This is a genomic window from Roseiflexus sp. RS-1 (genome assembly GCF_000016665.1).
Taxonomy (GTDB): Bacteria; Chloroflexota; Chloroflexia; order Chloroflexales; family Roseiflexaceae; genus Roseiflexus.
In genome coordinates, this window is sequence record NC_009523.1 from 2,511,538 (window position 1) to 2,538,149 (window position 26,612).

The following is a 26,612-nucleotide window of genomic DNA, read 5'->3' on the forward strand; positions in this document are numbered from 1 at the left end:
CTGTATGGATCGCCCAATCCGCGTGCTGATCGCAAAACCAGGTCTCGATGGTCACGACCGTGGGGCGAAGGTGATCGCCCGTGCTTTGCGCGATGCCGGTATGGAGGTAATCTACACCGGCATTCAACAAACGCCGCAGATGATCGTCGAAGCGGCGCTTCAGGAAGATGTCGATGTGATCGGTCTCTCGATCCTCTCCGGTGCGCATATGACGCTCCTGCCACGGGTGATGGAGTTGCTGCGCGAACACGATATGCACGACGTGCTGGTGGTGGCTGGCGGCATTATCTCCGACGAGGATGCGCAGGTGCTGAAAGATCAGCACGGTATCGCCGAGGTGTACGGACCCGGCGCCTCGACGCACGAGATCGTGCGCTTCATTCAGGAACGGTGCAGAACGAGGACCTGATCGCGTGGATCTGGCACAGGCTCTGCTCAACGGGAACCGACGGGCGCTTGCGCAGGCGTTGACCCTCGTCGAGACGGGAGGACCACAGGCGCGGGCGCTGCTCGGCGCGCTCTTCGCCCATACCGGTCGTGCGCATATCATTGGCGTGACCGGCGCCCCCGGCGCCGGCAAATCGACGCTGGTCGCCGCGCTTGCTGCGCACTGGCGGCGCGCCGGTCGCACGGTTGGCATCATTGCGGTCGATCCGACGTCGCCCTTCACCCGTGGCGCTATTTTGGGGGACCGGATCCGCATGCAGGCGCTCAGCGGCGATCCAGGGACGTTCATCCGCAGTATGGCGAGTCGCGGACGTCTGGGCGGTATTGCGCGCGCCACCGGTGATGCGGTAGCGCTTCTCGATGCTGCTGGCTTCGACGTCATCCTGGTGGAGACGGTTGGCGCCGGGCAGGGTGAGGTGGAGATCGCCGCTGCCGCCCATACGACGATTGTCATCGAAACCCCCGGCGCTGGCGATGATGTTCAGGCGATCAAGGCTGGCATTCTCGAAATCGCCGATCTGCTGGTGGTCAACAAAGCCGATCGCGAGGGCGCCGATCAGACGGTTCGCCATTTGCGCACAATGCTCAGTTTGAGCGATCTTCCCGTCGATGGATGGACGCCGCCGGTGTTGACTGCGGTGGCGACCCGCGGTGAAGGCATCGAGTCGATTATTGCGGCGGCAGAACAGCATCTCGTCTATCTCCGCGAAAGCGGGCGGTTCGTCGGGCGCGAGCAGGAACGCGCCGAACGTGAGTTGCGCCTGATCCTGCAAGAGACAGTGCTCGAACGGGCGCGGGCGCGTGTTCCGGTCTCCGATTGGGAGACGCTGGTCGCACAGATCGCGTCTCGCATGATCGATCCGTATGCTGCAGCCGATCAACTGCTCGATAGAATGATGGCGTAATGTTCGCCAAAACAGTACTCCTGGGGAATACCATTCGCGTCGCAGATGTGATAGAACAACCACAGGTCTATTCGAGGAGCCGTCGCACACTGCTGCTTCAGGAAGAAGTCTCATGGAACATCACGCTGCCTTCGACTACATCCGTGATCTTCTGACCCTGCCGGAGGTTGTCGAAACCCGTCACCATATGCACCACAGCATCCCCAAACACGACCACCTGACTCGATCAGTGCGCATGTCGTACCACCTGAGCCGTCTGCTGCGCGCCGATGTCCGCACCTGTGTGCGCGCTGCGCTGCTCCACGATATCAATTCACGCGCTGGCACTCTGACGACGCATGGGCGTGTAGCGGCGCGCTGGGCGGCGGAGAAAGGCGAAGATGCGGCTGTGTGTGCAGCCATCGAGAGTCATATGTATCCGCTCGGTCCGGCGCCGACGTCGCGTGAGGCGTGGGTGTTGGTGCTGGCGGATAAAGCGGCATCACTGGGGGATATCAAGCAGTTTCTGGTCGGCTTGATCGATGGCAGCAGCCTGATGAATCGCCGTCGCCTGCGCGAAACCGACCCCTATTATCGCCAGCGTACACGGCGCCGCCTGTTCCGGCGCTGGCGCGCGCAGCGTCTGCTGTAGCAACAGGGCGGTTCTGCGCCTCGGTCACGAAGTCCATCACCTGATCGCTGCAAGCGCTTCTCCCAATCGTCGCGCTGCTTCGGTCAGTTGGTGCGGCGGATACAGGCTGAATGAGAGACGCAGTGTGTTGGATCGCGCTGCATCGAGATAGAAGCGTGATCCGGGAAGATAGGAGACGCCTGTCTGTTCAGCGCGTGGCAGCAGGGTTGCCGCATCGACCCCTTCCGGCAATTCCACCCACTGAAAGAATCCGCCGCCCGGCACGGTGAATCGGCATCCGGGTGGCAGATACATACGCAGGCTCTGCGCCAGTGCATCGCGTCGCTCCCGATACATCGCACGCAACTGTGTTACTGTCGCCTCAAAATCACCCGTAGCGCACACTTCGGCGACGGTGAGCGCTGTGAATGGATTGACTCCTCCGCCACTGTCCAGTAAGCCGCTGCCGATTAACCGTCTGGTCAACGATGCATCGGCGGTCAGGTAACCAAGGCGGAGTCCTGGCGCCAGCGATTTCGAGAACGATGCGATCCGCACCACTGCACCCGGTGGTGCGATGCTCCACACCGACGGCGGCGCAGGCGCATCGTAACTCAGTTCGCGGTACACATCGTCCTCGACCAGAACGAACCCATGCTCGGCGGCAATCATTGCCAGCGCCCTACGGCGTTCCAGGCTCAGGCAAACGCCGGTTGGGTTGTGATAGGTGGGAACGAAATAGAGCATACGCGCCTGTCTGCCGCGCTTCGCCAGTTGCCTCAGGATGATCGTCAGCGCTTCCACATCGATACCGTCGGCATCGGATGGAACGGCGACCAGGTGTAATGGATGGTCGCGCAGAATGCGCACCGCCAGGTGGTACGTCGGCGATTCGACCAGCACCGTATCGCCGGGTGCAGCGATGAGCGTACAGAGGAGATCGAGCGCCTGCGATGCGCCCGATGTAATCAGCACCTCTGTGGGGTCGGGATGGCGTGCATCGATGTGCGCCAGGCGCGCGCAGATCCATTCAATCAGCGGTCCAGGTCCACGCTCTGCGCCATACGCCAGCGCATCGGCGCCGTAGCGCGTCAGCGTCGCATCCGTCGCGCGCCGGAGCGCTGCCACCGGTAATGCCGCGGGGTCGGGGTGCCCCCAACCAAGATCGAGAATGCCGGGTCGATGAACGAGTTGAACGATAGGAAGCATACGTGTCTCTTATCCGAACGTATTGCGCTGCCCCGAAGGGCTTCCAGGAGGTGCGACCTTCCCGCCCGCCAGAACTCCGGGACGGAGAGATATGGCGGGAAGTGTTCACATTTCTCCTGGGAGCGAGGGCCTCTTGCCCTCGGAGACGCGACGCCCTCGCTCCCAGGCGCGTGTGTTACCCCAGGTGTGAACAGATACGATATGGCGCACCATTATAACGGGGAAGAAGGATTGTGGTGCAGGCTCTCGGCGAGTCGCTCGATCAGTTGATCCTGAGTAAACGGTTTGTGCAGCACCGGCAGCCCGGTACGTTCGAGAAACAGGCTGCTGCGTTCCCCCATGGTGTCGCCGGTCAGGATCAACCAGCGCAGCGACGGTCTGAGCGCACGGAGACGTTCATACAGTTCGACGCCATCCATGCCAGGCATCTGAAGATCGGTCATCACCACATCGTAATCTGCGGCAAGTGCGCGCGCAAATGCTTCTTCACCTCTACTCACCGCGTCAACGCGACATTCGAGACGTTCCAGAGCGCGCTGCGCCATGGTGCGCACCAGATCGTCATCTTCCACCAGGAGGATCGACAGATGACGCGGAAGTGCGATGGTCGGCGGATTGGCAGTTGCGGGGTCATCGTCGGCGCGTGGCAGGCGGACGTAAAACGTCGTTCCAACCCCCTGACGACTCTCGACCCATACTTCGCCACGGTGTTGTTGAACAATGCTGTAGACCACTGCCAGTCCCATCCCCATCCCCTGTCCAACGTCGCGGGTGGTAAAGAATGGCTCGAACACGCGCGACAGATGTTCTGGCGCAATGCCGGGACCGGTGTCTTCGATTGCAAGCACAACACTTTCCTGTTCGGCTCTGGCGCTGAAGCGCAGATGGCGCGGCTCGTCGGGCAAACGTGACGCAAGCGCCTGGATGGCATTCAGCGCAATATTGAAAACCACCTGCTCAATCTGATGCAGTTCGCCAAGAACGTTTGGGAGATCGGGGGGAAGATCAACCGTCACGATCACCTGCCCGGCAGCGATCTGCGAAGCCAGGCGTTGCAGCGTATCATCGATAACCAGTGAGAGATCGATGGGAACAGGTTCCAGTGTACGCGGTTGCCCGAAGGCGCGTAGTTGATGAACAATCGCTGCGGCGCGGCGCGCAGCCCGCTCGATCTGCTCCAGGTCGGCGCGGATCGACGGCGGAATATCCTCGTCCATTTGCAACTGCGAGAGCCCCAGGATCACTGCCAGTGGATTGTTCAACTCATGGGCTGCGCCAGCAACCAGGCGTCCGAGCGCCGCCAGTTTTTCGTGCTGACGCACCTGTTCTTCCAGCCGGCGCAGTTCGGTCACATCCTTGATGACCACCAGCACTTCGTCATAATCGGGGATCAGATCCAGCGACACCAGCGCGGTGAAATAACTGGCATCGGCGCGCAGCAGGTTCATCTCGAACCGTTGCGATTCGCCCTGTCGCACCTCCAGCCATGCGCGCGTCAGCGTCGCCCGCTGATCGGTCGGCACAATGCGCAACAGCGGTTGACCGGCAAGTTCGTGACGCTGATACCCGATCAGAGTCAACGGCTCCTGATTGAGCGGTTGCATCGACATGTCGGGTCGGCACACGATCAGCACATCGGGCGCATTCTGAATGATTGCGTCGAGGTAGGCGCGCATCGCTTCCGCCTCGCGGTAGAGGCGCGCATTCATCAGCGACGTTTCGCGCATCTCCTGGGTGGTCTGCGCATTCCGGATCGCCTGTGCCAGTTGTAACGCTATCGCCTCCGCCAGTTGCACGTCATGCGCCTGGAATGGCTTTGTCTCGCTGAGCAGTTCGAGCAACCCGATGACTGTTCCTTCGATCTGCAACGGCACAATCGCAAGGAATGCCACCTCTGGCGGCAGACGCTGCAGAGCGGGCAAGTCAGGGGTCTGCACGTGCAATGCTGCAATATCGATCACGGTAGGGGACGTGCTGCCTGCCAGGGCTTCCCGCTCTTCAGGGAACAGATGAACCAGCAGGCGATCAATGCATTGCGCCGTCTGGGATGATGCACCAGATATAGCGCGTATGTGCAGTTCTCCTTCAGGATTGTACAGCACAATCGCCGCACTCCGCAGGCGCATTGCGCCGGTAATGATGTTCAGTGCGGAAGCCAGCACGTCGTCAAGGGTGATCAGGCGCGTCAACTCCTGATTGATACGAAGCAATGTCGTCAGTTCCAGATTCAACCGTTGTAATTCGTGCTCGGCGGCGCGGCGCGCGGTAATATCACGGCAGATCAGGTCGATCTCAATCATATGTGCATCGATCTGGATCACCTGCGCCGTCGTTTCCAGCACAATCGCCTTCCCCTGCTGGCTGCGCGCTGTGAATATCCAGGGTGCGGGCAGGCGCTGATGCAGACGCACCTCGTTCAGACGTTGCTGGATGTCGTGCTGTTCAGCGGGATCGATCAGGTCGAACAACGACATTCCGGGGGTTGCGCCGAGAACTGCGTGAGCAGAACGATTACAGCGTCGAATGTATCCATCGGGTGTGAGGCTCAGCACCAGTTCGTCCGCCTGCTCGAACAACAGACGGTAATGTTGTTCCGAGTGCGCCAGCGCCTGATGCAGTTGCGCATTAGCGACTGCGGCAGTGGCGAGTTCGGCAAAGCGGTGAATGATCATCCGGTCGTCATCATCGAAGGATGTAGGCAGGCGCCGCGCGACGCTGAGCACGCCGATGACGCTCCCTCGATGGTGCAATGGCTGAAACAACGCCGCGCACAACCGATGGGCTTCCCAGAACGGACGGTACACGTCCGGCTCGGCTTCGACGTTGGTAAATGCCAGGGGGATGCCTTCACGGAAGGTCCGCCCCACCAGGCTGCCAACCAGCGGAATCGGTTCGCCCTTGAGATGTTCCGCAGCGCCAGCGGTCATAGCGCATACCAGCATGGCGGGGTCGTCGGTCGGCAGAAAAATGCCAGCCTGCTCGACGTCGAGCAGCATAGTCGCCTGACGACAGATTTCGTACAGGACATCGTCCACCGACCTGAGAGATACGATCGTCCGGGCGGCGTCGGAGAGCGCATCGAGACGTCGCCGACGGTGTGCAGCCTGTTCACGCTCGATGATATGCGCCAGGAGCGATGCCAGGTGCAGGGCGATCGTTTCCAGTTGTTCCTGTTCTTCCGCCGCGACGCTGCTTCCCCACAGGTGCAGAATGTGCTGACGGTCGCCGGTTTCCGGCAGCAGGAGAACAATGTGCCCGCGCACACCTGTTGCGCGGGCGATGTCGTTGAGCGTTTCGGGCGCAATATCAGACAGAAACAGAGGAAGACGTCGCTGGACGATCAGCGCGAGCGTTGCCTGATCAAAGGCGACCTTATCGAGCGGAGGCGTGGCATAGAGCGGGACAGGCAATGCGTCAGGCTGCCTGTGTTCAAAGACCGTGATCCCCATCCCTGCCGGGAGAAGCAACGCGCTCACCTGGGTGCATACGTCGCGGAGTGATGCCACGCTGTGCAGGTGGTGCAGGCGCTGACGCAGCGAGGCGATCAACCGTTGCAGCACTGCTGCGCGCGATACCTGGTACAGGTTGACCGAGAGCCATCCCGTGCCGTTGATCGATACTGGAAGCGCTTCGATTTCGATATCTGAGCAATCGGATCGCCGGAACACGAAGGGATCGCCGGGATGATTGGCGCGCGCGAACTCAAGCGTCTGCTCGAAGCGGGTTCGAGTTTGCTCGTCGGCGCTGTCGGGTAGAATGGAATATGCAGGAGCGCCGCCGGTCACGCCCGTGATGTGCTGCGTGGACGGACTCACTGCCACGATAGCGTCAGTAGAATCGATCAGGAGTGTGGGCCACGGCGCCGACTCGACCGATTGACACAAAACTGTGCGTCTGATGTGTGCGTCATGGTCTGCCAGACGCCCCTGTTCCTGCGGTGCTGCGACCGGTGGCATAGTTCACCATGATGGCGTTGTGCCGTTCCCACGCGCTGTTTCAAGTGTTACGCTGTGAGAATGCCTGATGTTGTTGCATTGTAGCACAGAGTTTGAACGGTTTCTGTCACTATCAGGTGATTGTGGCACAGTCAGGCAAGGTCGGGTACAATACCGGTGATGCTGTACATCGTCGCTACTCCGATCGGCAACCTGAGCGATATTTCGTTGCGCGCGCTGGAAACGCTGCGCGCGGCAGATGTTATTGCGTGCGAAGATACGCGCAAGAGCAGCATCCTGCTTCAGCACTACGATATTCATAAACCGCTGGTTTCCTTTCACGAACACAACGAACGTCAGGCGGGCGAACGCCTGATCGGGTTGCTGCGTCAGGGGAAGACGGTTGCGCTCATCAGTGACGCCGGCACTCCTGGCATCGCCGATCCCGGCTTCACGCTGGTGCGCAGTGCGATTGCCGGGGGGATCGATGTGACCATGATTCCGGGACCGACGGCGCTGATCATGGCGCTTGTTCTTTCCGGCTTGCCGCTGCATAGTTTCACGTTCCGCGGCTTTCCGCCACGCAAACCCGGTCCGCGACGGCGCTTCCTCGAGGTTGATCGCGATTCGCCCCATACCCTGATCTTCTACGAAAGCCCCTATCGCATTGTGGCGCTCGTGCAGGATGCGCTGGCAGTGTATGGCGACCGACCGGCGGCTCTGGCGAACGATCTGACCAAGAAGTTCGAGCACGTCGAACGCGGTACGCTGTCTCACCTGCTTGGCTATCTTGCAACTGCGCGCGTCCAGGGCGAGTATGTGCTGGTGGTCGCCGGAGCAGGCGCGCGCCCGGCGTCGATAGACACGGATGATCACGAATGAGACGAGCCTGGCAGCGGTCTACGCTCCGCCGAAAGCAGGCGTCTGGCGTGACACAGCAGTCCCAGACAGGGGTCAGCGTATCTGAGAACTGGTATAAATTTCTACTTATGACCGAAGACGCCCGCTGCGGGCTGATGGTCTTTGAGTAAATAATCCGCTACAGCCCGCGCAGGCGGGCTTCGCCCTGGCTAGCCGAGGGCTTCAGCCCCACGGCTAGCGCGGGATAGCGGAATAAATTCTCAATCTCCATAAGCCCTGGCTGAGGTCGGGCAAGCCCTGCGGGCTGGATCAACCCGGCACCCCCCGGCATAGGTTCAAGGGCGGACAGAAAATATGTGCGATGCACACTTCCGGCAGCATCAGAACGCCATGGTGGGCAAGTTTGGAACCCGCCCCTGCCAGTGCGGTGCGCAGGGGTGGACAGAATAGCAGATTGCGCACTGCAATGCCAGAAAACGTGTCTTTGCTCAAATGTTCTGTCTGCCCTTAAACCGGCATAGGGAAGGGTGACGGACACGCCAGCCCTGCAGGGGCTTCCACGCGCTCAGGGAGGGCTTATGGTCTTTGAGTACATAATCCGCCATAGCCCGCGCAGGCGGGCTTTGCATTCCATAGCCGGGGGCTTCAGCCCCACGGCAAGGGCGTATACCAGATGTATTTCTCAATCTCCATCAGCCCGCACGCGCGGAGTCGCGCCCGCAGTTCTCAGATGCGTTGACCCCTGTCCGGGGCTGCTGTGTCGCACAAGGCGCCCGCTTCCGCTGCGCTCCCCATCTCCGCGCCTCCGCGCCTCCGCGTGAGCCGGTCCGATGCATGCGGAGACGCAGAGCACACGGAGAGATGGCGCACAAGGCGTCTGCTTTCGCTGGCGTGTTCAACCCTGTCCAACAAGACCAATCTTTAGTGAGAACTGCTATATTTCTCGCATATATCGGCAGCGTCAGCGAAGCGGTGATTGTGCAGACGGACGCTGCCGGACGACCGCAGGCGCTGGTAACGATGAGCCGGTCGGGTGTTGCGCCTGGGGGGCGCGTCGTGGTTGGTTTTCCATCGTCGCGTGAGGCATGGAACAACCCGGTTGCTGTGATGCTGCTGATCGACACAAATCAGCCGCCGGTTGTGGCGGCGCTGCCGGTCAACAGTAGCGGCGAACCGTACACGCAGGCGGTCGGGGTGCGCTGGAACCGGAGTCGCGCGGCATACGAATTGATCTCCGGCGGCAAGTAGCGGTACTGATCGCTCCGGTTTATCCCGCCATCAATTCACGGTGCAGGGCACGCACGACGGCGCTCAATTCCTCTTCTGGCACGATGAATGACAGGTGCCGTGAGGTGTTGCCGTGAACCATCGCCAGCACCGTGCCCTGCACCCGCGCCAGCGCTGTCAGCGCGCGCGGCGCCAGACGTGTACTCTCCGGCGCACTGATGACCGCCACCAGCGCCACCGGCGCACGCAAACTGATCGCACGCAGCGCCTTGCTGTCCCGCTCTGGTTGCAGGCAGGCTTCGATACGCTCATAGGCATACTCGGCATCGGTGGCACGCACTGCCAGCACCAACCCTCGTTCGCTGAAACTCTGCGCGAAGGTCAGCACTTCGATGCCGCATCCGGTCAATTCTGCCAGGATACGCGCCGCCAGGTCCGGCGCCCATCCAAGTTCAGCTGCCGCCAGAGGACTCATGCTGATCTCGATCAGACTGATGGACGGCGCCGAGATGATCGTGCGTGCTGTGTCAGAAGAGATGTGCGGTGCGGCAACGATTCGCGTGCCCGGAATGTGGGGTTGTTCCAGGCTGCGGATGTGCAGCGGAATGTTGCGATTGGCGAGCGGAGTCAGGGAGCGTGGGTGGAGCACCTCCGCGCCAAGGGTGGCGATCTCAGTGGCTTCGATATACGACAGTTCCGGCAGTGTGCGTGCTTCGGGCACCAGTTTCGGATCGGCAGTAAGAATGCCGGGCACATCTGTCCAGATCACGACTTCATCGGCTTCGAGCGCAGCGGCGATCAGCGTTGCCGAATAATCGCCGCCGCCACGCCCAAGCGTCGTGGTTATCTTCTGGCGAGTCGCGCCGATGTACCCGGTCACCACTGGAACGATCCGCGATTGGGTCAACGGCAGCAGGCGTGCGCGGGCCCGTGCAGTGGTTTCCTCCGGTAGCGGGCGTGCATTGCCAAAGTGATCATCAGTCACGATTAACTCGGCGCCATCGATCAACTGCGCCGCAACCCCGCCGCGCCGCAGCGCCACTGCCAGCAATAACCCGATGAAGCGTTCGCCGATAGCAGCCACGGCGTCGCTGCTGCGTGGCGAATGTTCACCGAGCGTCGCAATCGCGCGTACAATCCGGTCGAACGATTTGAGCAGGTCAGCCCATGCCCGGTAGAGAGTCTCGCGTTCCCAGTCATCGGTTACCAGGCGTTCAGCGAGCGTGCGGTGGCGTTGCCACAATTCGCGGCGCGCCTGCTCGGCGGCAGTAAGGTTACCGCGCGCTGCGGCGCGTCCTGCGCCGATCAACAGGTTGGTCAGGTCCGCAATCGCGGTACATACAACCACGACCGCTTCGCCTTCGTCGATAGCGTGGCGGACGATACGCACCAGATCATTAACCCGGCTGGCGTCACTGACCGCAACTGCACCGAATTTCATCACAACCATGGCGCATTATTCCTGAACATCGTCTGCTGGCGGCGCTGGCGGGCGTGGGATCAATCCGGCGCGCGCAACGACCTGAGGAATAGCCTTCGTCCATCCGACCGACATGATATGAACGCCGCGCACTCCTTCGATGGCGAGCAATTCCTGCGCAAGTTCAGCGGCAATCGCGATCCCCTCTTCTTCGGGATGCGCGGCGCGTTCCATCCGCTCAATCACCCATTCGGGCACGCGCGAACCCGGCAGATGGTCGCGCAGGAAGCGCGCCGATTGCGCCGATTTGACCACCATAATGCCGGCGAGAATATACGCCTTTTGATGCAACCCGGCGGCGCGCGCGTCTGCCATCCACTGGCGGAAGCGATCAAGGTCGAACAGGATCTGCGTCTGGATGAACTCTGCGCCGAACTGGATCTTGCGTTCGAGCCGGGCAACGCGCTCGATATTCGGGTTGGCGACCCCGCCGAGGAAAAAGCGCGGCGCCTCGGTCAGCGCAACGCCTGACTGGAACTTCCCCTCATCACGCATCGTGCGCAGCATTTTGAGCAACTGGAATGAATTGAGGTCCAGCACATTCTTGGCATCGGGATGGTCGCCGATCTTGGGATGGTCGCCGGTCATCGCCAGGAAGTTGGTGATGCCGCATGCTGCGCCACTCAACACATCCGCCTGGAGTGCGATCCGGTTACGATGCTGGCACGTCATCTGCACAATCGGCTCCAGCCCGAGTTGGCGGATGATAATACCAGCGCCAAGCGCCGACATGCGCCCCAGACCACGCTGATTATCCGTCAGATTGATGGCATCGACCGCATCGCGCAGACCAAGCGCCAGGCGTTCGACCGTGGCGCGCGAAGCGCCGCGAGGGGGCGCGATCTCACCGGTTACGACGATATGACCGGCCTGCAATCGCCGCTGGAATTCGCTGAAACTCTTCATAGCGCGTATTCTAACACAAACGTTCAATCACGAGGCATGCGTCGGGCGACCAGCACGGTGCGCGGGCAGCGATCAAGCAGGTCGCCGGTCAGGTCTTCGAGCAGCACACGATCGAGGGGCCCGGCGGCATGATGGGTTCCGACCGCAAGGATGTCGTAATCGCCCTCGTCCAGTTCTGTCAGGATTTCGTCCAGCACCAGACCGAAGCGCACCCGGATTGCGACGGCGATCCCGCGCGCGTGCAGCCATGCCGCCACCTGTTGCAGCGTCGTCGCTTCTGGCGTCTGGCTTTCCAGGAAGGTTGCTTCGTCGGATATCGATGGCGCCAGCGCCTCGAACACGATTGGTTGCTGGGAGACGACATGCAGCAGCGTGATAGAAGCGCCGAGGGGCGCTGCCAGTTGCGCCGTGTATCCGGCGGTGGCGAAGGTATGCTGATCGCCGCCGCTGGCAAGCAGAATGCGCCGGATGGGGCGCGCCGGGCCGTGCACCCGCAGGACGGCGGAGCGTAAACGGCGCGTCAGCGCGTCGCTGCGGCGGAGGGGCAGCAGACGTTCCAGCGGACGCTGAAAACGTCCGAAGATGACCAGGTGATACGTCATTTCGTCAACGACGGTCATGATCGCTTCTTGCGGCGTGCCTTCCACCACCCGGCGCCTGACCTCCACATCAGGTGGAAGGCGCAATCGTGCAAGTGCATCGTCGAGCAGGGGGGCATTGCTCATACCACCGCCCGTCACCAGGGTCACCAGCGTCGCAACACGCCCGGCAAACTGAGCGGCGGTGGCGAGCGCTTCGTTGCGCCAGGGACCGGGACCAGCGTAGATCAACAGGTTCATACTCAGAAGGCAAGAAGAATGACCGGAATGATAAACATCACAACCAGAAAAGCGGCGAGCGTCCTGCGATGGCGCACGATCGAGTCCTGGAGACGCAGGATTGATCGTTGAAAAGCGTCATAGAAAAACAACAGCACAATCAGCGACAGGATCGCCACACTCACCATTTCCACCAGGACGATCGTGAAGGCAGCCGCGCCGCCGACGATCAATGCGGCAACCAGGGTATCAATAAATGTCGTAATATTCGCCCCCATAATGTAGGGCAGCGTATTTTCGCGCCGTACCAATCCGCGCACCGAGAGCGGCACCAGGATCGAGAGCGAAACCGAAACCGACATTGTCACCGAGGTGACCGCCATGCCGAGCGCGAACATCACCATAGGGCGATACACCAACCGACCGATACGGCTGAAGGCGTTCGACTCCGGTTCGACCTGCGGCAGCGCACGATCCAGGAGGGCGAATGCTGTGAGCAGCGCCACAACACCAGCGCCGAACTTTGCCCATCCAGGCAAGCCGAGCGCATTGATTGCGTTCATGATCGGCTCGTACATCCAATCGAGCACCGACATCAATGGCGTGTCCGCGTCCGCCTGGATCGTCTGCACGAAGCCCGACGTCAATGCCCAATAGCCGAGCGCCATCGCTGGCAGGTAGATCGCTGCCGTGGTCAGCAGCGCCAGCACGCCAATAGCAATGCTCGCAGCGCGCCGGTGCCCGCGCAAATAGTAGAAGAATCCGACCACGAGCACAATCAGGGATGCGCCCAGGCGCGATCCGGTGATCATGGTAAACGTTTGCAGCGCATCGAGTGTGCCTGCAGCAAAGAAGGCGATCGCAATCGCTGCAACCGGTGAGCCGCTGAGAAACATATACGCCAGCAACCAGCCGAAGCCAAGGGCGCTGACCGGGCTGGTGACGTTGAATGACGCAACCATGGCGCGTCCATAGTCACGTGCGCCTTCTTTGAGCAGATTGAGCGCAAGGATGAAGACCAGTAATCCAGCAACGGCGCACACGATGCGCAGCAACCAGCCAGCGTGGAGCGACACACCAACCGCCGCGCGCTGTCCTGCCCTGACGCCGGTCATATCATCGTCGTTCATGACCCACCACGCCATACGGCGCCTTCATCGGTCATTATCAGCGTTGCCGCACCTGTCGATTCGAGGTGGCTGAGGTGGGCAGCAACTGCTGCGACAAAAATGGCATACTGCGGCAACCCTGTGATGGTCAGTCCCAATGTGCGTTGCACCCGACGCGCGACGGTTAATGTGTCGCCGGGTTCGGAGAGTGCGTCGCGTACCGCATGCATTGCACGTTCGATGGCAAGCCGATTGATCCGGATCGCCGCGTCCAGTTCACTCTGCGGCGTCAATGCACCATGACCCGGCAGAAAGAAACGTTCTTTTCGCATTGCCAGGCGATCCAGCGATGCAAGTTGAGCAGCAACGTCGTGTGCATACGGGATTCCGTGCTTCGAGATCACCTCAGGACCGAAGAACCCATCGGCGGCGAAACAGACGCCATCGACGGCAACGCCGATCTGTCCGATGCTATGCCCCGGCAGCGCCACGATTTCCAGCGTCGTCCCGGCTATCTCGATGGCGTCGCCATCGATGATGTGCTGAACCGGCACGCCCTTTGCCATCAACCATTTGGTGCGCAGGGCAGATGGCGGGGTTGCTCCAAGCGACAGGTAGATCGGTTCGAGGAGCGGATGTTCAATCAGGGGCGCTTCCAGACGCGCGGCGTAGACGGCGACATTGGGAAGGTTGCGCACCAGATACTCATTGCCGCCGATATGGTCGGCGTGATGGTGTGTGCTGATGATCGCCCGCAGCTGGCGCTGCGCCTCATCGAGTGCGCGCCGCACCAGACGACCGGTATCTCTGTCGAGACCGGTATCAATCGCAATCGCGCCGCCATCGTCGGTCAGAACAATGCCCAGATTATTAGCGCCCGGAATGTATGCGGTATGAGTCGTGATTGGCTGGAATAATGACATGGAATCGTGCCCCTACAACGCCTGCAACCTTCAACCTTCAACGCTCAACGTTTAACGCGCAACGTTCACCCTGCAACGTTCAACGCGCAACGTTCACCCCGCAACGTTCAACGTTCAACGTTCAACGTTCAACGTGCAACCTTCAACGCTCAACGTTCAATCTTCAACCCTCGGTTCGCTTGTTTTCATGCAAGGCTTCCTGATGCCATAAAACGGGGGCGTCCTCGCAGCCAGATCGTTATTTGTCAAGTCGCGGATCGCATCAGGAAGCCATTCGTCAGAAAAATGAGCGAACGGTGGGTTCAACGTTCAACCTTCAACCTTCAACGCTCAACGTTCAACGCGCAACGTTCAACCTGCAACGTTCAACGCGCAACGTTCAACCTGCAACGTTCAACGCGCAACGTTCAACCTGCAACGTTCAACGCGCAACGTTCAACCTGCAACGTTCAACGCGCAACGTTCAACCCGCAACGTTCAACCTTCACCCCTCCTCCCGCCGCTCGCTACGTCTCTTGAACTCCTCGATCATTTTTGCTGCCGATTCCTGTCCCCGTCGCATTTCGCCAGCGCGCGCGCCCATCAACAGTGATACCACTGCATAGAACAACAACCCGACCGCCAGGATGCCCAGTACGATCTGGATGATGCCAAACCCGGCGCCGGTCGCCAGCGCCAGGTTGAGCGCCGCGAATGCGAGAAATGCCGTCGCCCCCAACGTATATGCGCGGCGCGTCATCGGTCGACCAACCGCTCCGCGCGCCTGGTATGCCAGAATTGCTGCGAAGATGAGCGCGACGATCAGGCGAATTGTCCACTCATTCATTCCTGCTGTTCTCCTCTGTGACGATGCTCCTTCCCAATCCTCGATGCTCGCTCTCCTCCTCACGACCGCATCTTCGCATTGATCTTCGTCTTCCATCATCTCCTTTCACGAACGCACTTTTGCGTGCAGACGCGCAAGTTCGTCCGCCACGATCGATTCATCCAGTTTCTGGAACAGAGGCGCCGGCGCGTGAATCGGCTGTCCTGGCGCAAGTACACTGGGAGTCCACAAGCCTGCCTCTGTGGTGTAATCACCGGTCAGGATCAGGCGCGGCGCGCCATCCGGCGCGTCGGTTTCTTCGACGTATGGCTGTGGTGCGATGGTTCCACTGTAGCCGAGCAACTCGTGCAGGCGCTGACTGCTGAACGGCAAAAACGGACAGAAGAGCGTTTTCAGCGTATCGACCGTGCGCAGCGCCACGAACAACACGGTTGCCGCGCGCTCCTGATCGCTCTTGACGAGTTTCCACGGTTCCTGATCGCTGAGATACTGATTGGCTGTCTGCGCCAGCGCCATCGCCTCCTGCAATGCTGCGCGCAATTTGACCCCTTCGAGCAGCGTCGTCACCTGCTCGAACGCCTGCTGCGTCGCAGCGATCAACTGACGGTCGGCGTCGATCAATGCGCCGGGTTGCGGCACCGCGCCAAAATTGCGGTGCGTCAGGCTGATCACACGGTTCGCCAGGTTCCCCCACGTCGCCACAAGTTCGCTATTGACGCGCTGCACGAAATCCGCCCAACTCCAGTTGCTATCGCGCGTTTCCGGTCCGTTGGCGATCAGGTAGTAACGAATGGCATCAGATTGATACCGCTCCTCAATCTCTGGCGCCCAGAGCGCCCAGTTCCGGCTGGTGCTCATTTTGTCGCCTTCGAGATTGAGGAATTCGTTGGCGGGCACATCATAGGGGAGCGCTAGGTCGCCATAGCCGATAAGAATCGCGGGCCAGATGATCGTGTGGAACGGAATATTGTCCTTGCCGATGAAATAGTACGACCGCGCTGGCGACGAACCATCGGGACGGCACACCCACCACTCTTGCCATGCATCCGGCGCGCCGCTGCGCTGCGCCCATTCGATTGACGCCGAGTAATAGCCGATGACCGCATCGAACCAGACGTAAATGCGTTTGTCCTTGAACGTCGGGTCATCAACCGGCACCGGTACGCCCCACTCCAGGTCGCGGGTGATGGCGCGCCCGCGCAACCCCTCGCGGAGCCAGTTCTGGGTAAACAGGAGCGTATTCGGGCGCCAGTAGCTCCGGTCAACGCTGTCGAGCCAGGCGCGTAACTGCGGTTCAAGTTTCGCCAGGTCGAGGAAGAAATGCTCGGTCTCGCGGAAGGTAACCGGTGCACCATCGAGCACCGAACGCGGCGCAATCAGGTCTTGCGGATCGTGCAGATGCCCGCAACCGTCGCACTGATCGCCGCGCGCGCGCGGATACCCGCAGTTCGGGCATGTTCCTTCAACGAAGCGATCCGGCAGGAAGCGTCCCAGCGTCTCAGAGTACGAGCCGACCATTGTTTCCTTGTAGAGATAGCCGTTTTCCAGCAAGCGCAGGAAGATATCGGTCGTCACCCGGTAGTGATTGTCGGTATACGTCTGCGTGAACAGGTCGAACGAAATACCGAGCGTCTGGAAGGTTTTAAGGAACGTCGGGTGATACCGTCGGATGACATCCTGCGGCGTAATACCCTCACGCTCGGCGGCGATGGTGATTGGCGTCCCGTGGCAGTCAGAACCGGAGACCATCAGCACCCGGTTGCCGCGCAAGCGCTGGTAGCGCGCGAAAACATCGGCGGGCAGATACGCGCCCGCAATATGACCGACATGGAACGGACCGTTAGCGTAGGGCCAGGCAACTGCGACCAGAATGTTGTCGGGCATAGAGAACCTCTGACTTTCTATGCTTAATGCAAGGATAGGCGAAACCGGGCGATTATGCAACTCTCAATACAAAAGCCGTGGGCGCTTATGCTACCCACGGCCCGGATGTCGCGTATTGTCGTGCTGTTACCCCGGCGACATGCAGACCGCAGGCGACATTATCCCCATCATGCGCATCGCGCGGGGAAGACGGTCATCAGGCATGTCACGTGGTGTACGCATGTGTTTCGAGGGGTTCCAACCGGCGAATACGTATCAGGAGTATAGCACGTCCGCAAGAGGAGAGTCAATCGGTGGAGTGATAGCGCGCTTGAAGGAAATCGATCCGGTCGTCACTGACGACATACACCAGACGGTGCTCTTGAGTGATCCGCCGCGACCAGACATCCGCACCCAGATACCTGATCGGTTCTGGTTTGCCTGTACCGGTGAAAGGATCGCGCATAATGGCTTCGATCAAGGTCATGATGCGCAATGCGGTTCGCCTGTCCTTCTCAACCCAGCAGCTCAGATCATCGCGAAACTCTGGCTGGAACACAGCATCACGCAGCATGCTCTGCGCCCGATCGTTCTTACTCGTTTTCGACAAGCCCTACCTCACGACGCAGGTCATCAATGGACTGTGGCGTTCCATTGCGTTGCCGCGCCCGTGTGAGCGCCGCCAGCAGACGCTCCGCATTGGCTGACGAGCGGAGAAGATGCACTGTTTCAAGCAGGCTCTGCAATTCGTCGGCAGCTATCAAGGCAACATCTTCACCGCTGCGACGCTGAATGATAACAATATCACGATTATTGACCACGTCATCGAGCAGCGCTGCCAGTCGGGCGCACGCCTGCGTGTAGGTCGTCTGGACGGGCATATCAGTCTCCCGAACTCAATGTTGTACAGAAGTACTGTACGGCATGTCCTGCTTACTGTCAAAACCGACAAACACTTAACAATTTCTTGATGACAAACACAGTGCGACATGGTAGCATTAATCGTGCTTGATAGCACTGCAATAGCGCCTATGCATTTTGCCAGATATCTCGAGCGCCTCGCAACCACTCTTCCACGCGGTGCGACTGTCTATGTCTTCAGTCCAGACGGGATCGTCTATACAGTGAGCAGGAACTCGATCCGTCGCCTGGATCCGACCCGACGCGCCGAGGATTGCGTCGACATGCTGCGTTTTATCGATACCGGGCAGTATACGCGCTACCTGATCGGTTCCGCCTCTACCTCGGACGACAATCCGGCGAATGCCACCTTCAAACTCGGATTTGTTCACCCGCACAGCGCCTTTACCCCCCATGCACACGGCGCGGAGCACTTCGTGCTGAGCATGGGGTATGCGTCGTGCGGGTTGTACGACCACGACCAGGAGGCAGTCGCTCACGTGCGATTGATTCCCGGCTCACTGCTCCATATTCCGGCAATGATGCCCCATTCGTTCAACAATCGCGCCAATGCGCCGTTACCATTGGTGATTGCCAACACCGGCATGGGCATCGATCACGAGGACTATGCGATTACAGCGGCAATGGCGGAAGAGCGCGCCCGTCGCGGCGATGAGGCGGCGGAGCGCCTGGTTGCCGCGCTGCGGAAACTGGAAGCAGAGATGGCATCTGAACGTGTGCATGCAGATGTGTCGTTGCGTGAGCGTCTGGCAGGGTTCCTGCGTCGGCTTGCTGGCGTACTGGAGGGAGGCGCATGAATGAAATGTCCGCATTGCCTTGCTGATTTGAAATACCGTGATCGGCGCGATGGGAAGTGCGCAAAGTGCCGCCGTCCATTCGCGCTGGAACCGCGCGGCGATGTGCTGGGAATGAGCGACCTGCGCCTGCGCGGGCTTGCCGAACGTCTGAGCGATCAGGGAAAGTGCTGGTATACGGCGGCGCAACTCGGGCACGCTGCGGTTCGGAACAGAATAAGGAGAAAACCGCAGTTCGACTTAAGGGACAGAATGCTTGTGATCGGCATTGTTGCCATCATGGTTCTGGTAAGCCTCTTTGTAAGCCTTTTCATTGAACCTGTTCGTATCTTCTCCTGCATTGCATTTCTGGTTATGATTATTCTCGGAATCTCGGCAGCCAGGCAGTATCTTGAGTTTTCAAAGCCTCCCCTGTATGGGTTTTTGCCGATACTTGAGCGTTTCGAGGAGCGGTATATTGCTCCCTGGGAACGCATCCACGGCGTGTTGCCCGGCAGGGTGACCGCTCAGGAGGCGACGGCGCTGCGCCGGTTTCAACTGCCGCCATCTGAGGTGCGCGCCGTGCTGACGTCGCCGGTCGCCGATGTGCTCGACTGCCTGCGGGCGAATGGGTTGCCGCAGCGCCTCGGTCTGGCGTTGATCAACCCCAATCAACCCGCCAGCGCTGATGAGGCAATCATCGCCTTGCTGCGCAGCCGTCCGCAATTGCCGCTGCTGCTGGTGCACGACGCCAGCGTGTCCGGATGTTTGCTGCCAGCGCTGCTGCCCGCCCGATGGGGTCTCGCGCCGAACCACCGGATCGTCGATCTGGGGCTGCGTCCCCGCCACGTGCAGCAGTTGCGCCTGCCGTGGAAGCGTGAGGCAACGCCGCGCGAACTGCTCGATCTACTCGAACGCCGGGCGCAGATGCCGGGCGGTCTGGCGCTGACGCCGGAAGAGCGCGAATGGTTGCGCAGGGGGTATGTGACGTCGGCTCTGTTTATCCCGCCCGCGCGCCTGGTGACGATTGTGACGCAGGCAGTGGAACGCCTGGCGCCCGCGCGCATTGTCGATCCTGAAGCGCAGGCGCAGGCGCAGGCGCGCGCCGTCGGTTTTATGACCTGGCCCTCGTAGCGGCGGAGCAGTGCATGAACGGATTATTTCTGAAACGGACGTCATCAATGGCAAGCCTCATTGCCGCACTCGATCAGAGTGTGACGCAGATCGGCATCAGCGGGGTGCGCTACACGCGCCAGCAACTCTACTATGAGTTCTGTCGCACGTTGCTGCCGTTCGCACAGGTGGTTGCTTCGTGGTCGAGCGTGGCAGCAGTGGGCAGCGCTTCGGTGCTTGCAGCGTGGCGCCCTTCACGCCCGCTCTGGTCCGGCATCATGGGCGCGGGCGCCCGGATCGCCGTTCCGTCCCTTGTGCGCCGATTGCCATTTACGCTCACGCCGCCGGTGACCGATGCGTTGTTCGATGAAGTGTTGACGACATACCGCATCCGCTACGGCGATCCGCCGGGTTTGCTTCCCGATGATCCGGCGCCCTGGCGTGCAATCGATGGACGTGAACCTGACCTCTACGACTATGGGCTGGCATATGCGCTCGTCTGTCAGGATGCCTCGATTGCGCAAATGTTGCGCGCGAACTTCCTGCACATGGAGATGGCGTGCGCCATTCTCGCGCGGGAAGAAGCGACGCCCCTGCCCGATGCGCTGGTTGCAATGCTCATACGCGCATCCTCACCACGGGTGCTACTGGTGCACGACGCGAGCCTGGCAGGTCTGCGGTGGATCACTCACGCTGCCGAACTGCTCGATGTACCGCGCGGCTTCCGGGTAACGGCATTGGGACTGCGTCCCATGCACGCGTTGCGGCGCCATCTGTTCGCTTTGCGTCACGCTGCGGACACCGGCGAACTGCCCGCGTCGCTGAACCTGATCGAACGTCTCTGGTTGCGTGCCGGGTATCAGGCGGAACTCGCCGCCCTCTCCCCGGTTGTGTTGCTGCGCGCGCTGCGACGTGCCACTCGCCCGACGCCGCGCCGCGACTCCTGGTGGTCTGGGTTCCATCGGTGGCGTGCATCTGGCTATATGAGTTGGACTGCGTAACCTGGAGGTGGTTGTGAAATCGAATCCCCATGTGTTGACGTATCAGGACGAAGTGCTCGCCGATGGCAGTTTGCGCCGTTCCTTCAGCGATGGTCGCTACGAATGGCGTCGTCGTCTGCCGGACGGACGGGTCGAGTGGCAGGATAGTCAGGGGTATGCAGGGATAGACGAGTTGCTCGGTGACGGTATCATCAAGCGCACATTCAATAATGGACAGGTCATCTATGCCCGTGAACAGGGGTATGGGCGCACACTCTGGCATGGTGGAAGGGTGTTGACGGTGAACCAGACGTCGTTTAGTGGTCGAGTGGGTATGATCCTGGCATCTATGGGCGCCGGGTTTCTGCTTGGCGCACTCGTGCCGCCGCCGGAGTTTCTGTCGCCTGAGGAAGAAGAAATGTTGCGCCAGAAAGCGCTGCAACAACAGCAGACCGGTTATGGGAGCGATGGCGGCATCGGCGGCGGCGGTGTCGATACTGATTGGGATAGCAGTTATAGCGACGATAGTGCAATACAGTATGAACCTGTTGAACAGGGATCGGAATTTGACAGTGACGATATTGGCGATCTTGATGTCGGAGACTTCGGATGATTGAGACGACAATCACAGAATCGGTTAGCGGTCGTCTTGCCTCCTGGATCGAGCCCGACGGACGTCGGTCGGAAACGTACCGGCTCGATGGTCTGGTTGCGGCTGGCTCGGTGCGGTTGTTCAACCGTGCCTCTCTGATCGATGCGCTGCGGCGCGATGGCGTCTCATTGCCGGACGATTGCGCCGATGGGATGATCCTGTTGCGCCTGTACACACAGTATGGTTCGCGTGGCTTTGCGCTTGCCAATGGTATGTTTGCGCTCGCCATCCTCGACGGCGAAGACCTGATCCTGGTGCGCGATCACGCTGGAGCGCGCACGCTGTTCTATACCCGCTTCGAGGAACGATGGGTCGCTTCTGCGTCACTGGGCGCGTTGCGTTCCCTGATCGGTCAGCATGCGCGCCTGAACCTGAATGCCGTCCGTTCGTTCCTGACGTTTGCCTATCTGCCGGGTGACGAAACGCTGATCGATGGCGTGTACGAGATGCGTCCAGGGCGTTGTCTCCGCCTGTGCGCCGATGGTGCGCGCCGTGAGGACGTCTTCTGGGAGCCGCGCGAATATGAATGGTGCGAAGCTGACCCGCCAGAAGTATATGCACAGCGGTTGCGCAATCTGCTCGAACAGGCGGTTGCTGCACGCCTGCCGGTCAACCAGGACGTGGGGGTCTTCCTCTCTGGCGGCATCGACAGCAGCCTGGTCACTGCGCTGGCAGCACGGTTGCACGACCGACCGGTACGCACGTATGCGATCAATTTTGGCGATGAATACCCCAACGAACTGGCGTACTCCGGTCTGGTCGCTGCACACTGCCGTACAACGCATACTGTGCTCACATTCGATGGAAAGACTGTCGCCGACCATCTGGCGGAAACCGTTGCCCTGCTCGACTGTCCGGTCGGCGACCCGCTCACCACGCCCAACCTGCTCCTGGCGCGCGCCGCAGCGCGTGATGGTCTGGCGGTGATCCTGAACGGCGAAGGCGGCGATCCGGTGTTTGGCGGTCCCAAGAACCTGCCGATGCTGATGTTCGAGTTCCACCGCGATGATCCAGACCCGGCGGCGCGGGCACGCGCCTATTTGCGCTCGTATCAGAAGTGCTACGGCGAACTGGATCGGTTGCTCACCCCCGATGTGCTGGAAGCGTTGCGTGATGCGCCATCGCTGGAGCGCCACGTGCAACCGTACCTCGAGTCGCCGCGCATGACCTCGTTCCTGAACCGTCTGCTGTACACCAACCTGCGCACGAAAGGCGCGCACCACATTCTGCCGAAAGTCGAGCGCCTGACCGCAGCCAGTGGTGTCGAAGGGCGTTCGCCGCTGTTTGACCCGCACCTGATCGATGCTGCATTTGCGACACCGCCTGCTTTGAAACTCCACGGTTTGCAGGAAAAATGGATCCTGAAGCTCGCAGTGCGCGATCTTCTTCCGGAGACCATTCTGAACCGTCCCAAGAGCGGTATGTTGATGCCGGTGCAGTACTGGCTGCACGGTCCGTTGCGCGAGATGGCGAACGACCTGTTGCTGGGATCACAGGCGCAGGCGCGGGGTCTCTTTCGTGAACAGACGGTGCGTGTCTGGATGCAGGGCAGGGGTCTGATCTGGCGGCGTCACGGTCAATTCATCTGGTTGCTGCTCACGCTGGAACTGTGGTTGCGCGCATATCGATTGTAGCAGGATCGTGGAACTTCTCCGGCATCCCGATAGCGTTGCGGGTGACCTGTTCGAAGCCTTCACCGCCCATGGTTTGATCTACGGAACGGGGGAGGCATATCCGTCGTTGATTACACCTTCGTCGTGCGTGCTCGACGGCGCTGAAACTGCGGCAATAACCGCTGATCTTGCGCTGATCTGGCGCTTCTACCGCACCTGGAACGATCTGTACCGCGCGTCGCTGGCGGGTGAAGAGCCGCGCTGGATTGCCGATCTGTGCGAATATGGACTTCGTCCCGAAGAAGTTCAGGCGCAGCGTATCACGCTTGCCGCCGGTCTCGAACCACGTTTCTGTCGGGTGGACTATATCGCAATCGGTGCAACGCGGGCGATTGCCGAAGTGCAGTGGAAATCGGGCGGGGTCGGTCTCTTCTTCGGGATTCATGACATCTGCGCCGGTGTCGCATCGGCAACCGCTGTGCGTGCTGGCGATCTGGTGCAGGGGTTACGCGCGCTGATCCTGCGCTGCGGCAATGGTGAACCGGTTGCTGTCAATGCTGTTCGTTCGGTCTGGCTACGCGGTGAGCACTACCTGCGACGCGTTTGCGACCATCAGGGCATGCGCTATATCGTTTTCGACCGACGCGAAGGGATGCGGCGGATTGTCGAGCGGAGCGGCAATGTCATGGTGACCGACGGCGGGAAACTGCTGCGGATCGATTTCCTGTATGCTCAGGAATTGTTACCGGCGATCGCGCCGCCGATGATTGTGCGCCTGGCGCGCGCCGCCGCTGATGGCAGGCTCTGGATCGAAACGCCGATCAACTATGTGTACCGTCAGAAGTGGGGAATGGCGCTGCCATTTATGCCTGCCTATGCGCACCTGTTCGATGCACGGCTACGCGCATTGTTTGGTGCAGTCGTCCTGGTGCATCCCCGAACAATCGATCTCTCTCCGCTCGCCGATGGCGCACCTGAAGGGATCGCGCGTCAGTTATGTTCGATCCGCACCCTGGACGACCTTGCCCATCTGTCGACCGCCGCGCGGCGCATGCTGGTGTTGAAGTGCGGTGCGGGCATCGGGGCATACTACAGCCAGGGACGTGGCGTGCTGCGTCTCAACGGTTCGCGCAGCGCAGCCCAAAAAACGCTGGCATTTGTGAAAGAACGGCTGGCGCAGGGGGAACCGTGGATTATCCAGCGCTATGTTGATGTGACCTATCCGCTGGACGTATGCCCGCCATGGGCGCTGCACGCATTGCAGCCCATCGACGCCCACGCCCGTTTTATGGTCTACGCAACCGTCGATCCAGCCGGATCGCCACAGATGATCGGCGGGTTGGGCAACTTCAGCAGCGATTGGAAGGTCAGCGGCAGATCGGCGCGTATCGACGAACACGGGCGCATCGTGGGCGCAGCGTTCAATGATATGCGTTGGGTTGGAGGTGAGGAGTAGGAATCTTTCCCGCACAACGTTCAACGTTGCAGGTTGAACGTTCAACCTTCACCCGTCAACCTTTCCTGACGCCACGCTTCATACTCGCGGCGACCTTCGTCGCTCAGCGGATAGTAGACTTGGGGTGAGCCGCCCTGCGCCAGTTTCATGCGACTGAAATCTTCCCACTCCGCGTGATGACGCGCTACCCGCACCACTTCGCTCGCCAGTTGTTGCGGCACAACCACTGCCCCATCGTCGTCGGCAATAATAATGTCACCCGGCAGCGTCAGCGCCCGTCCGCATGCCACCGGTACATTGAAGCCCCACGGCATCAGACCGCCCTGAGTGGTGTAGTTCGGTGTGAACCCGACCGACCACAACGGCACATCGAGTTCCCGAATGCGCGCCCAATCGCGCACGCACCCGTCGACAACCATGCCTGCACCGCCGCGCCCTTTGAAGTACGTCGTCAACATCTCACCCACGCAACCGGTGGACAGATCGCCGAACGCCTGCACAACCAGCACATCACCCGGCTCAATCGTCTCAAACACCTGCCATAGCGCACTGCTCTTCTCGGCGTGTTCCGCGCCCATGCCCGAAGGAATATCCTCGCGCTGCGGCATGAACTGGAGTGTCACCGCCGGACCGACGACCCTGCGACCGGGAGTGCGCGGCAGTGGACCATGGATGAACGCGGAGCGGATCCCCATGGCATAGAGCGTTGCGCATGCCGCCGCGCTGCTCACATCACGCAACTGCTCGATCAGCGCCCGCTCAGGGCGCACAATGCGCCCCTGAACCGGCAGGGTGATGTCGGCGGGGGGCAGCCGATCAACGCTGACAATCTCGTTGGGAATCATTCCATCCTCCTGGCGCGTCAGCAACCTGCGCATGGTTGCGCCATTATACCGCCATCTCCATCTCTGCATCGTACACATGCCAGACGATGCGGCAGGCGACGGCGAATCCGCACGACTCAAACAGGCGCTGCGCCGGGGTATTCCAGCTCCCAACGCTGAGCAGCGCCTGCGCGATCCCGATCGCGCGCATGGTTCGTAACGCCAGCAGCAGCAGCGCGCGCCCTGCGCCCCGTCGTCGGTACGCGGGATGCACGCCGATCAGGTCAATCCAGGCAGCACTGAATCCAGGTCGCGTATTTTCCTCCGCGCAGACCGAACAGCGACAGAATGCCGCCAGCGCACCGTCCGGCGCAACAGCCGCCAGATCGAGCCGCGGATCGTATGCCGGGCTGCGCATCCACGCCACCCGTTCTGCCACCGTTTCGGATGCAGTTGCGAATGCGGCGTGATGAAGATCGACCAGCGCAGGCGCTTCGGACTCACCGGCGACGGTGCGCAGCGTGAAACCGGGAGGAATGGAAGGATCGGCAATCGGTTGATGGAGCCAGCGGCGCATACGGATCATATGCCACTCCTCGAGACGCAGACCGGCGCGCGCCAGCAATGCCATGCGGTGATGGTCGTCATCACGCACAGGAACGCAGAGGACGGTGCGCTCGCCGCACTGTTCCGCAAGAGTGCGCGCCCGTTCAGTCGCCCAGGTGAGCGCATGCATCTCAAGCGTTTCGTCGCCAGCCTGTGGCAAAGCGTGGTACAGGAAGATGTTACCCTCCCAGATCATTGCGAAAGCGACAGGACGTTCACGATCATCGACCCACACCCGTGCATCGTTCGAGATGCCGGGTTGTGCACTGAGCCGCGCGCGGATGTCGTGAACGGGGGGCCAGGGATCGGTGGGCGCTTCGGCGCGGCACGTGAGGATCAGGTCTATCACCCCCTCAAGATCGTCGGGGTGACGATACGGATGGCTCGCAGGCGGCTTCATTGTCGCCTCCTTTCACGAACGATCCTGTTCGACGTTGAACCGGTGTTATGTTCAGTATACCTGTTTTTGGAGGCTGGCGGGGTGGCGGTTTGTTTATGCGGGGGTAAGAGGCGAGCCGGGTTGCGGGTTGAACGTTGAACGTTGAACGTTGAACG

The 26,612-nt window shown here is 60.7% G+C and carries 24 protein-coding genes; 11 read left to right on the forward strand and 13 right to left on the reverse strand.

The window, feature by feature from the left end; all coding sequences use genetic code 11:
• Positions 1–4: 4 nt before the first annotated feature.
• From ROSERS_RS10475 to ROSERS_RS10485, 3 genes are all read left to right on the forward strand, one after another.
• Positions 5–409: a cobalamin B12-binding domain-containing protein gene (locus ROSERS_RS10475; RefSeq protein ID WP_011956755.1), complete on the forward strand. Its 405-nt coding sequence runs from the start codon at positions 5–7 to the stop codon at positions 407–409.
• 4 nt (positions 410–413) lie between these two features.
• Positions 414–1,352, forward strand: a complete 939-nt coding sequence (gene meaB, locus ROSERS_RS10480) for a methylmalonyl Co-A mutase-associated GTPase MeaB (protein ID WP_011956756.1) — start codon at positions 414–416, stop codon at positions 1,350–1,352.
• 112 nt (positions 1,353–1,464) lie between these two features.
• A complete protein-coding gene (locus tag ROSERS_RS10485; RefSeq protein WP_011956757.1) occupies positions 1,465–1,983 on the forward strand; it encodes an HD domain-containing protein in 519 nt (172 codons plus the stop codon).
• A gap of 36 nt (positions 1,984–2,019) precedes the next feature.
• Here ROSERS_RS10485 and ROSERS_RS10490 read toward each other — a convergent pair whose 3' ends face one another.
• Both ROSERS_RS10490 and ROSERS_RS10495 read right to left on the reverse strand, forming a co-directional pair.
• Positions 2,020–3,171 (reverse strand): aminotransferase-like domain-containing protein, encoded by a 1,152-nt coding sequence (locus tag ROSERS_RS10490; protein ID WP_011956758.1) that lies wholly within the window; start codon positions 3,169–3,171, stop codon positions 2,020–2,022.
• 212 nt (positions 3,172–3,383) lie between these two features.
• Complete coding sequence (locus ROSERS_RS10495; protein WP_011956759.1) at positions 3,384–7,127, reverse strand: PAS domain S-box protein; 3,744 nt, start codon at positions 7,125–7,127, stop codon at positions 3,384–3,386.
• A 159-nt stretch (positions 7,128–7,286) separates the two neighbouring features.
• On the opposite strand from ROSERS_RS10495, the gene rsmI reads away from it, so the two are divergent.
• Together rsmI and ROSERS_RS10505 are read left to right on the forward strand one after the other, a co-directional pair.
• A complete protein-coding gene (gene rsmI, locus ROSERS_RS10500) occupies positions 7,287–7,988 on the forward strand; it encodes a 16S rRNA (cytidine(1402)-2'-O)-methyltransferase (RefSeq protein WP_011956760.1) in 702 nt (233 codons plus the stop codon).
• Positions 7,989–8,891: 903 nt separating this feature from the next.
• Complete coding sequence (locus ROSERS_RS10505; RefSeq protein ID WP_157041032.1) at positions 8,892–9,215, forward strand: hypothetical protein; 324 nt, start codon at positions 8,892–8,894, stop codon at positions 9,213–9,215.
• 19 nt (positions 9,216–9,234) lie between these two features.
• Here ROSERS_RS10505 and ROSERS_RS10510 read toward each other — a convergent pair whose 3' ends face one another.
• The 9 genes from ROSERS_RS10510 to ROSERS_RS10555 all read right to left on the reverse strand — a co-directional run bounded on the left by ROSERS_RS10510 (position 9,235) and on the right by ROSERS_RS10555 (position 18,000).
• Positions 9,235–10,644, reverse strand: a complete 1,410-nt coding sequence (locus ROSERS_RS10510) for an aspartate kinase (RefSeq protein WP_011956762.1) — start codon at positions 10,642–10,644, stop codon at positions 9,235–9,237.
• A gap of 6 nt (positions 10,645–10,650) precedes the next feature.
• On the reverse strand, positions 10,651–11,580 hold the full coding sequence (locus ROSERS_RS10515; RefSeq protein ID WP_011956763.1) for a methylenetetrahydrofolate reductase: 930 nt from the start codon (positions 11,578–11,580) through the stop codon (positions 10,651–10,653).
• 23 nt (positions 11,581–11,603) lie between these two features.
• The gene (locus tag ROSERS_RS10520) at positions 11,604–12,419 is read right to left on the reverse strand and encodes a universal stress protein (protein WP_011956764.1); all 816 of its coding nucleotides are present in this window, start codon (positions 12,417–12,419) and stop codon (positions 11,604–11,606) included.
• A 2-nt stretch (positions 12,420–12,421) separates the two neighbouring features.
• Positions 12,422–13,543: a hypothetical protein gene (locus ROSERS_RS10525; protein WP_157041033.1), complete on the reverse strand. Its 1,122-nt coding sequence runs from the start codon at positions 13,541–13,543 to the stop codon at positions 12,422–12,424.
• Positions 13,525–14,430, reverse strand: coding sequence for an MBL fold metallo-hydrolase (locus ROSERS_RS10530; protein WP_011956766.1), 906 nt, complete (start codon positions 14,428–14,430; stop codon positions 13,525–13,527). Before ROSERS_RS10530 ends, ROSERS_RS10525 begins: the two co-directional genes overlap by 19 nt.
• Positions 14,431–14,914: 484 nt before the next feature.
• The gene (locus ROSERS_RS10540) at positions 14,915–15,256 is read right to left on the reverse strand and encodes a hypothetical protein (RefSeq protein ID WP_011956767.1); all 342 of its coding nucleotides are present in this window, start codon (positions 15,254–15,256) and stop codon (positions 14,915–14,917) included.
• A gap of 105 nt (positions 15,257–15,361) precedes the next feature.
• The gene (metG, locus tag ROSERS_RS10545; RefSeq protein WP_011956768.1) at positions 15,362–17,140 is read right to left on the reverse strand and encodes a methionine--tRNA ligase; all 1,779 of its coding nucleotides are present in this window, start codon (positions 17,138–17,140) and stop codon (positions 15,362–15,364) included.
• 286 nt (positions 17,141–17,426) lie between these two features.
• Entirely contained in the window at positions 17,427–17,693 is a 267-nt protein-coding gene (locus ROSERS_RS10550; RefSeq protein ID WP_049767505.1) for a Txe/YoeB family addiction module toxin, read from the reverse strand.
• Positions 17,694–17,712: 19 nt separating this feature from the next.
• Positions 17,713–18,000 carry a type II toxin-antitoxin system Phd/YefM family antitoxin gene (locus ROSERS_RS10555; RefSeq protein ID WP_011956770.1) on the reverse strand — a complete coding sequence of 96 codons (288 nt, stop codon included), beginning with the start codon at positions 17,998–18,000 and terminating at the stop codon, positions 17,713–17,715.
• Positions 18,001–18,150: 150 nt separating this feature from the next.
• Here ROSERS_RS10555 and ROSERS_RS10560 point away from each other — a divergent pair, with 150 nt between their 5' ends.
• From ROSERS_RS10560 to ROSERS_RS10585, 6 genes are read left to right on the forward strand one after another with little or no spacing between them, the layout of a single operon-like run.
• Positions 18,151–18,837, forward strand: a complete 687-nt coding sequence (locus ROSERS_RS10560) for a cupin domain-containing protein (protein WP_041333470.1) — start codon at positions 18,151–18,153, stop codon at positions 18,835–18,837.
• Positions 18,838–19,947: a hypothetical protein gene (locus ROSERS_RS10565; RefSeq protein ID WP_011956772.1), complete on the forward strand. Its 1,110-nt coding sequence runs from the start codon at positions 18,838–18,840 to the stop codon at positions 19,945–19,947. It begins immediately after the preceding gene.
• A 47-nt stretch (positions 19,948–19,994) separates the two neighbouring features.
• Positions 19,995–20,927 (forward strand): hypothetical protein, encoded by a 933-nt coding sequence (locus ROSERS_RS10570; RefSeq protein ID WP_041335149.1) that lies wholly within the window; start codon positions 19,995–19,997, stop codon positions 20,925–20,927.
• 13 nt (positions 20,928–20,940) lie between these two features.
• Positions 20,941–21,519, forward strand: coding sequence for a hypothetical protein (locus tag ROSERS_RS10575; protein ID WP_198136374.1), 579 nt, complete (start codon positions 20,941–20,943; stop codon positions 21,517–21,519).
• Positions 21,516–23,192, forward strand: a complete 1,677-nt coding sequence (locus ROSERS_RS10580) for an asparagine synthetase B family protein (protein WP_011956775.1) — start codon at positions 21,516–21,518, stop codon at positions 23,190–23,192. The genes ROSERS_RS10575 and ROSERS_RS10580 overlap by 4 nt, the downstream gene beginning before the upstream one ends.
• Positions 23,193–23,199: 7 nt before the next feature.
• Entirely contained in the window at positions 23,200–24,627 is a 1,428-nt protein-coding gene (locus tag ROSERS_RS10585; RefSeq protein WP_011956776.1) for a hypothetical protein, read from the forward strand.
• A 41-nt stretch (positions 24,628–24,668) separates the two neighbouring features.
• Here the strand turns inward: ROSERS_RS10585 and ROSERS_RS10590 are convergent, their stop codons facing one another.
• Positions 24,669–25,472: a ribonuclease activity regulator RraA gene (locus tag ROSERS_RS10590; RefSeq protein ID WP_011956777.1), complete on the reverse strand. Its 804-nt coding sequence runs from the start codon at positions 25,470–25,472 to the stop codon at positions 24,669–24,671.
• A 43-nt stretch (positions 25,473–25,515) separates the two neighbouring features.
• On the reverse strand, positions 25,516–26,457 hold the full coding sequence (locus tag ROSERS_RS10595) for a GNAT family N-acetyltransferase (protein WP_011956778.1): 942 nt from the start codon (positions 26,455–26,457) through the stop codon (positions 25,516–25,518).
• Between the last annotated feature and the right edge of the window lie 155 nt (positions 26,458–26,612).

Coding starts and splice junctions, on each gene's coding strand:
- ROSERS_RS10475 (WP_011956755.1), top strand. CDS start 5: ATGGATCGCCCAATCCGCGTGCTGATCGCAAAACCAGGTCTCGATGGT.
- ROSERS_RS10485 (WP_011956757.1), top strand. CDS start 1,465: ATGGAACATCACGCTGCCTTCGACTACATCCGTGATCTTCTGACCCTG.
- ROSERS_RS10490 (WP_011956758.1), bottom strand. CDS start 3,171: ATGCTTCCTATCGTTCAACTCGTTCATCGACCCGGCATTCTCGATCTT.
- ROSERS_RS10495 (WP_011956759.1), bottom strand. CDS start 7,127: ATGCCACCGGTCGCAGCACCGCAGGAACAGGGGCGTCTGGCAGACCAT.
- rsmI (WP_011956760.1), top strand. CDS start 7,287: ATGCTGTACATCGTCGCTACTCCGATCGGCAACCTGAGCGATATTTCG.
- ROSERS_RS10510 (WP_011956762.1), bottom strand. CDS start 10,644: ATGGTTGTGATGAAATTCGGTGCAGTTGCGGTCAGTGACGCCAGCCGG.
- ROSERS_RS10515 (WP_011956763.1), bottom strand. CDS start 11,580: ATGAAGAGTTTCAGCGAATTCCAGCGGCGATTGCAGGCCGGTCATATC.
- ROSERS_RS10520 (WP_011956764.1), bottom strand. CDS start 12,419: ATGAACCTGTTGATCTACGCTGGTCCCGGTCCCTGGCGCAACGAAGCG.
- ROSERS_RS10525 (WP_157041033.1), bottom strand. CDS start 13,543: ATGGCGTGGTGGGTCATGAACGACGATGATATGACCGGCGTCAGGGCA.
- ROSERS_RS10530 (WP_011956766.1), bottom strand. CDS start 14,430: ATGTCATTATTCCAGCCAATCACGACTCATACCGCATACATTCCGGGC.
- ROSERS_RS10540 (WP_011956767.1), bottom strand. CDS start 15,256: ATGAATGAGTGGACAATTCGCCTGATCGTCGCGCTCATCTTCGCAGCA.
- metG (WP_011956768.1), bottom strand. CDS start 17,140: ATGCCCGACAACATTCTGGTCGCAGTTGCCTGGCCCTACGCTAACGGT.
- ROSERS_RS10550 (WP_049767505.1), bottom strand. CDS start 17,693: ATGCTGCGTGATGCTGTGTTCCAGCCAGAGTTTCGCGATGATCTGAGC.
- ROSERS_RS10555 (WP_011956770.1), bottom strand. CDS start 18,000: ATGCCCGTCCAGACGACCTACACGCAGGCGTGCGCCCGACTGGCAGCG.
- ROSERS_RS10560 (WP_041333470.1), top strand. CDS start 18,151: ATGCATTTTGCCAGATATCTCGAGCGCCTCGCAACCACTCTTCCACGC.
- ROSERS_RS10565 (WP_011956772.1), top strand. CDS start 18,838: ATGAAATGTCCGCATTGCCTTGCTGATTTGAAATACCGTGATCGGCGC.
- ROSERS_RS10570 (WP_041335149.1), top strand. CDS start 19,995: ATGGCAAGCCTCATTGCCGCACTCGATCAGAGTGTGACGCAGATCGGC.
- ROSERS_RS10580 (WP_011956775.1), top strand. CDS start 21,516: ATGATTGAGACGACAATCACAGAATCGGTTAGCGGTCGTCTTGCCTCC.
- ROSERS_RS10590 (WP_011956777.1), bottom strand. CDS start 25,472: ATGATTCCCAACGAGATTGTCAGCGTTGATCGGCTGCCCCCCGCCGAC.
- ROSERS_RS10595 (WP_011956778.1), bottom strand. CDS start 26,457: ATGAAGCCGCCTGCGAGCCATCCGTATCGTCACCCCGACGATCTTGAG.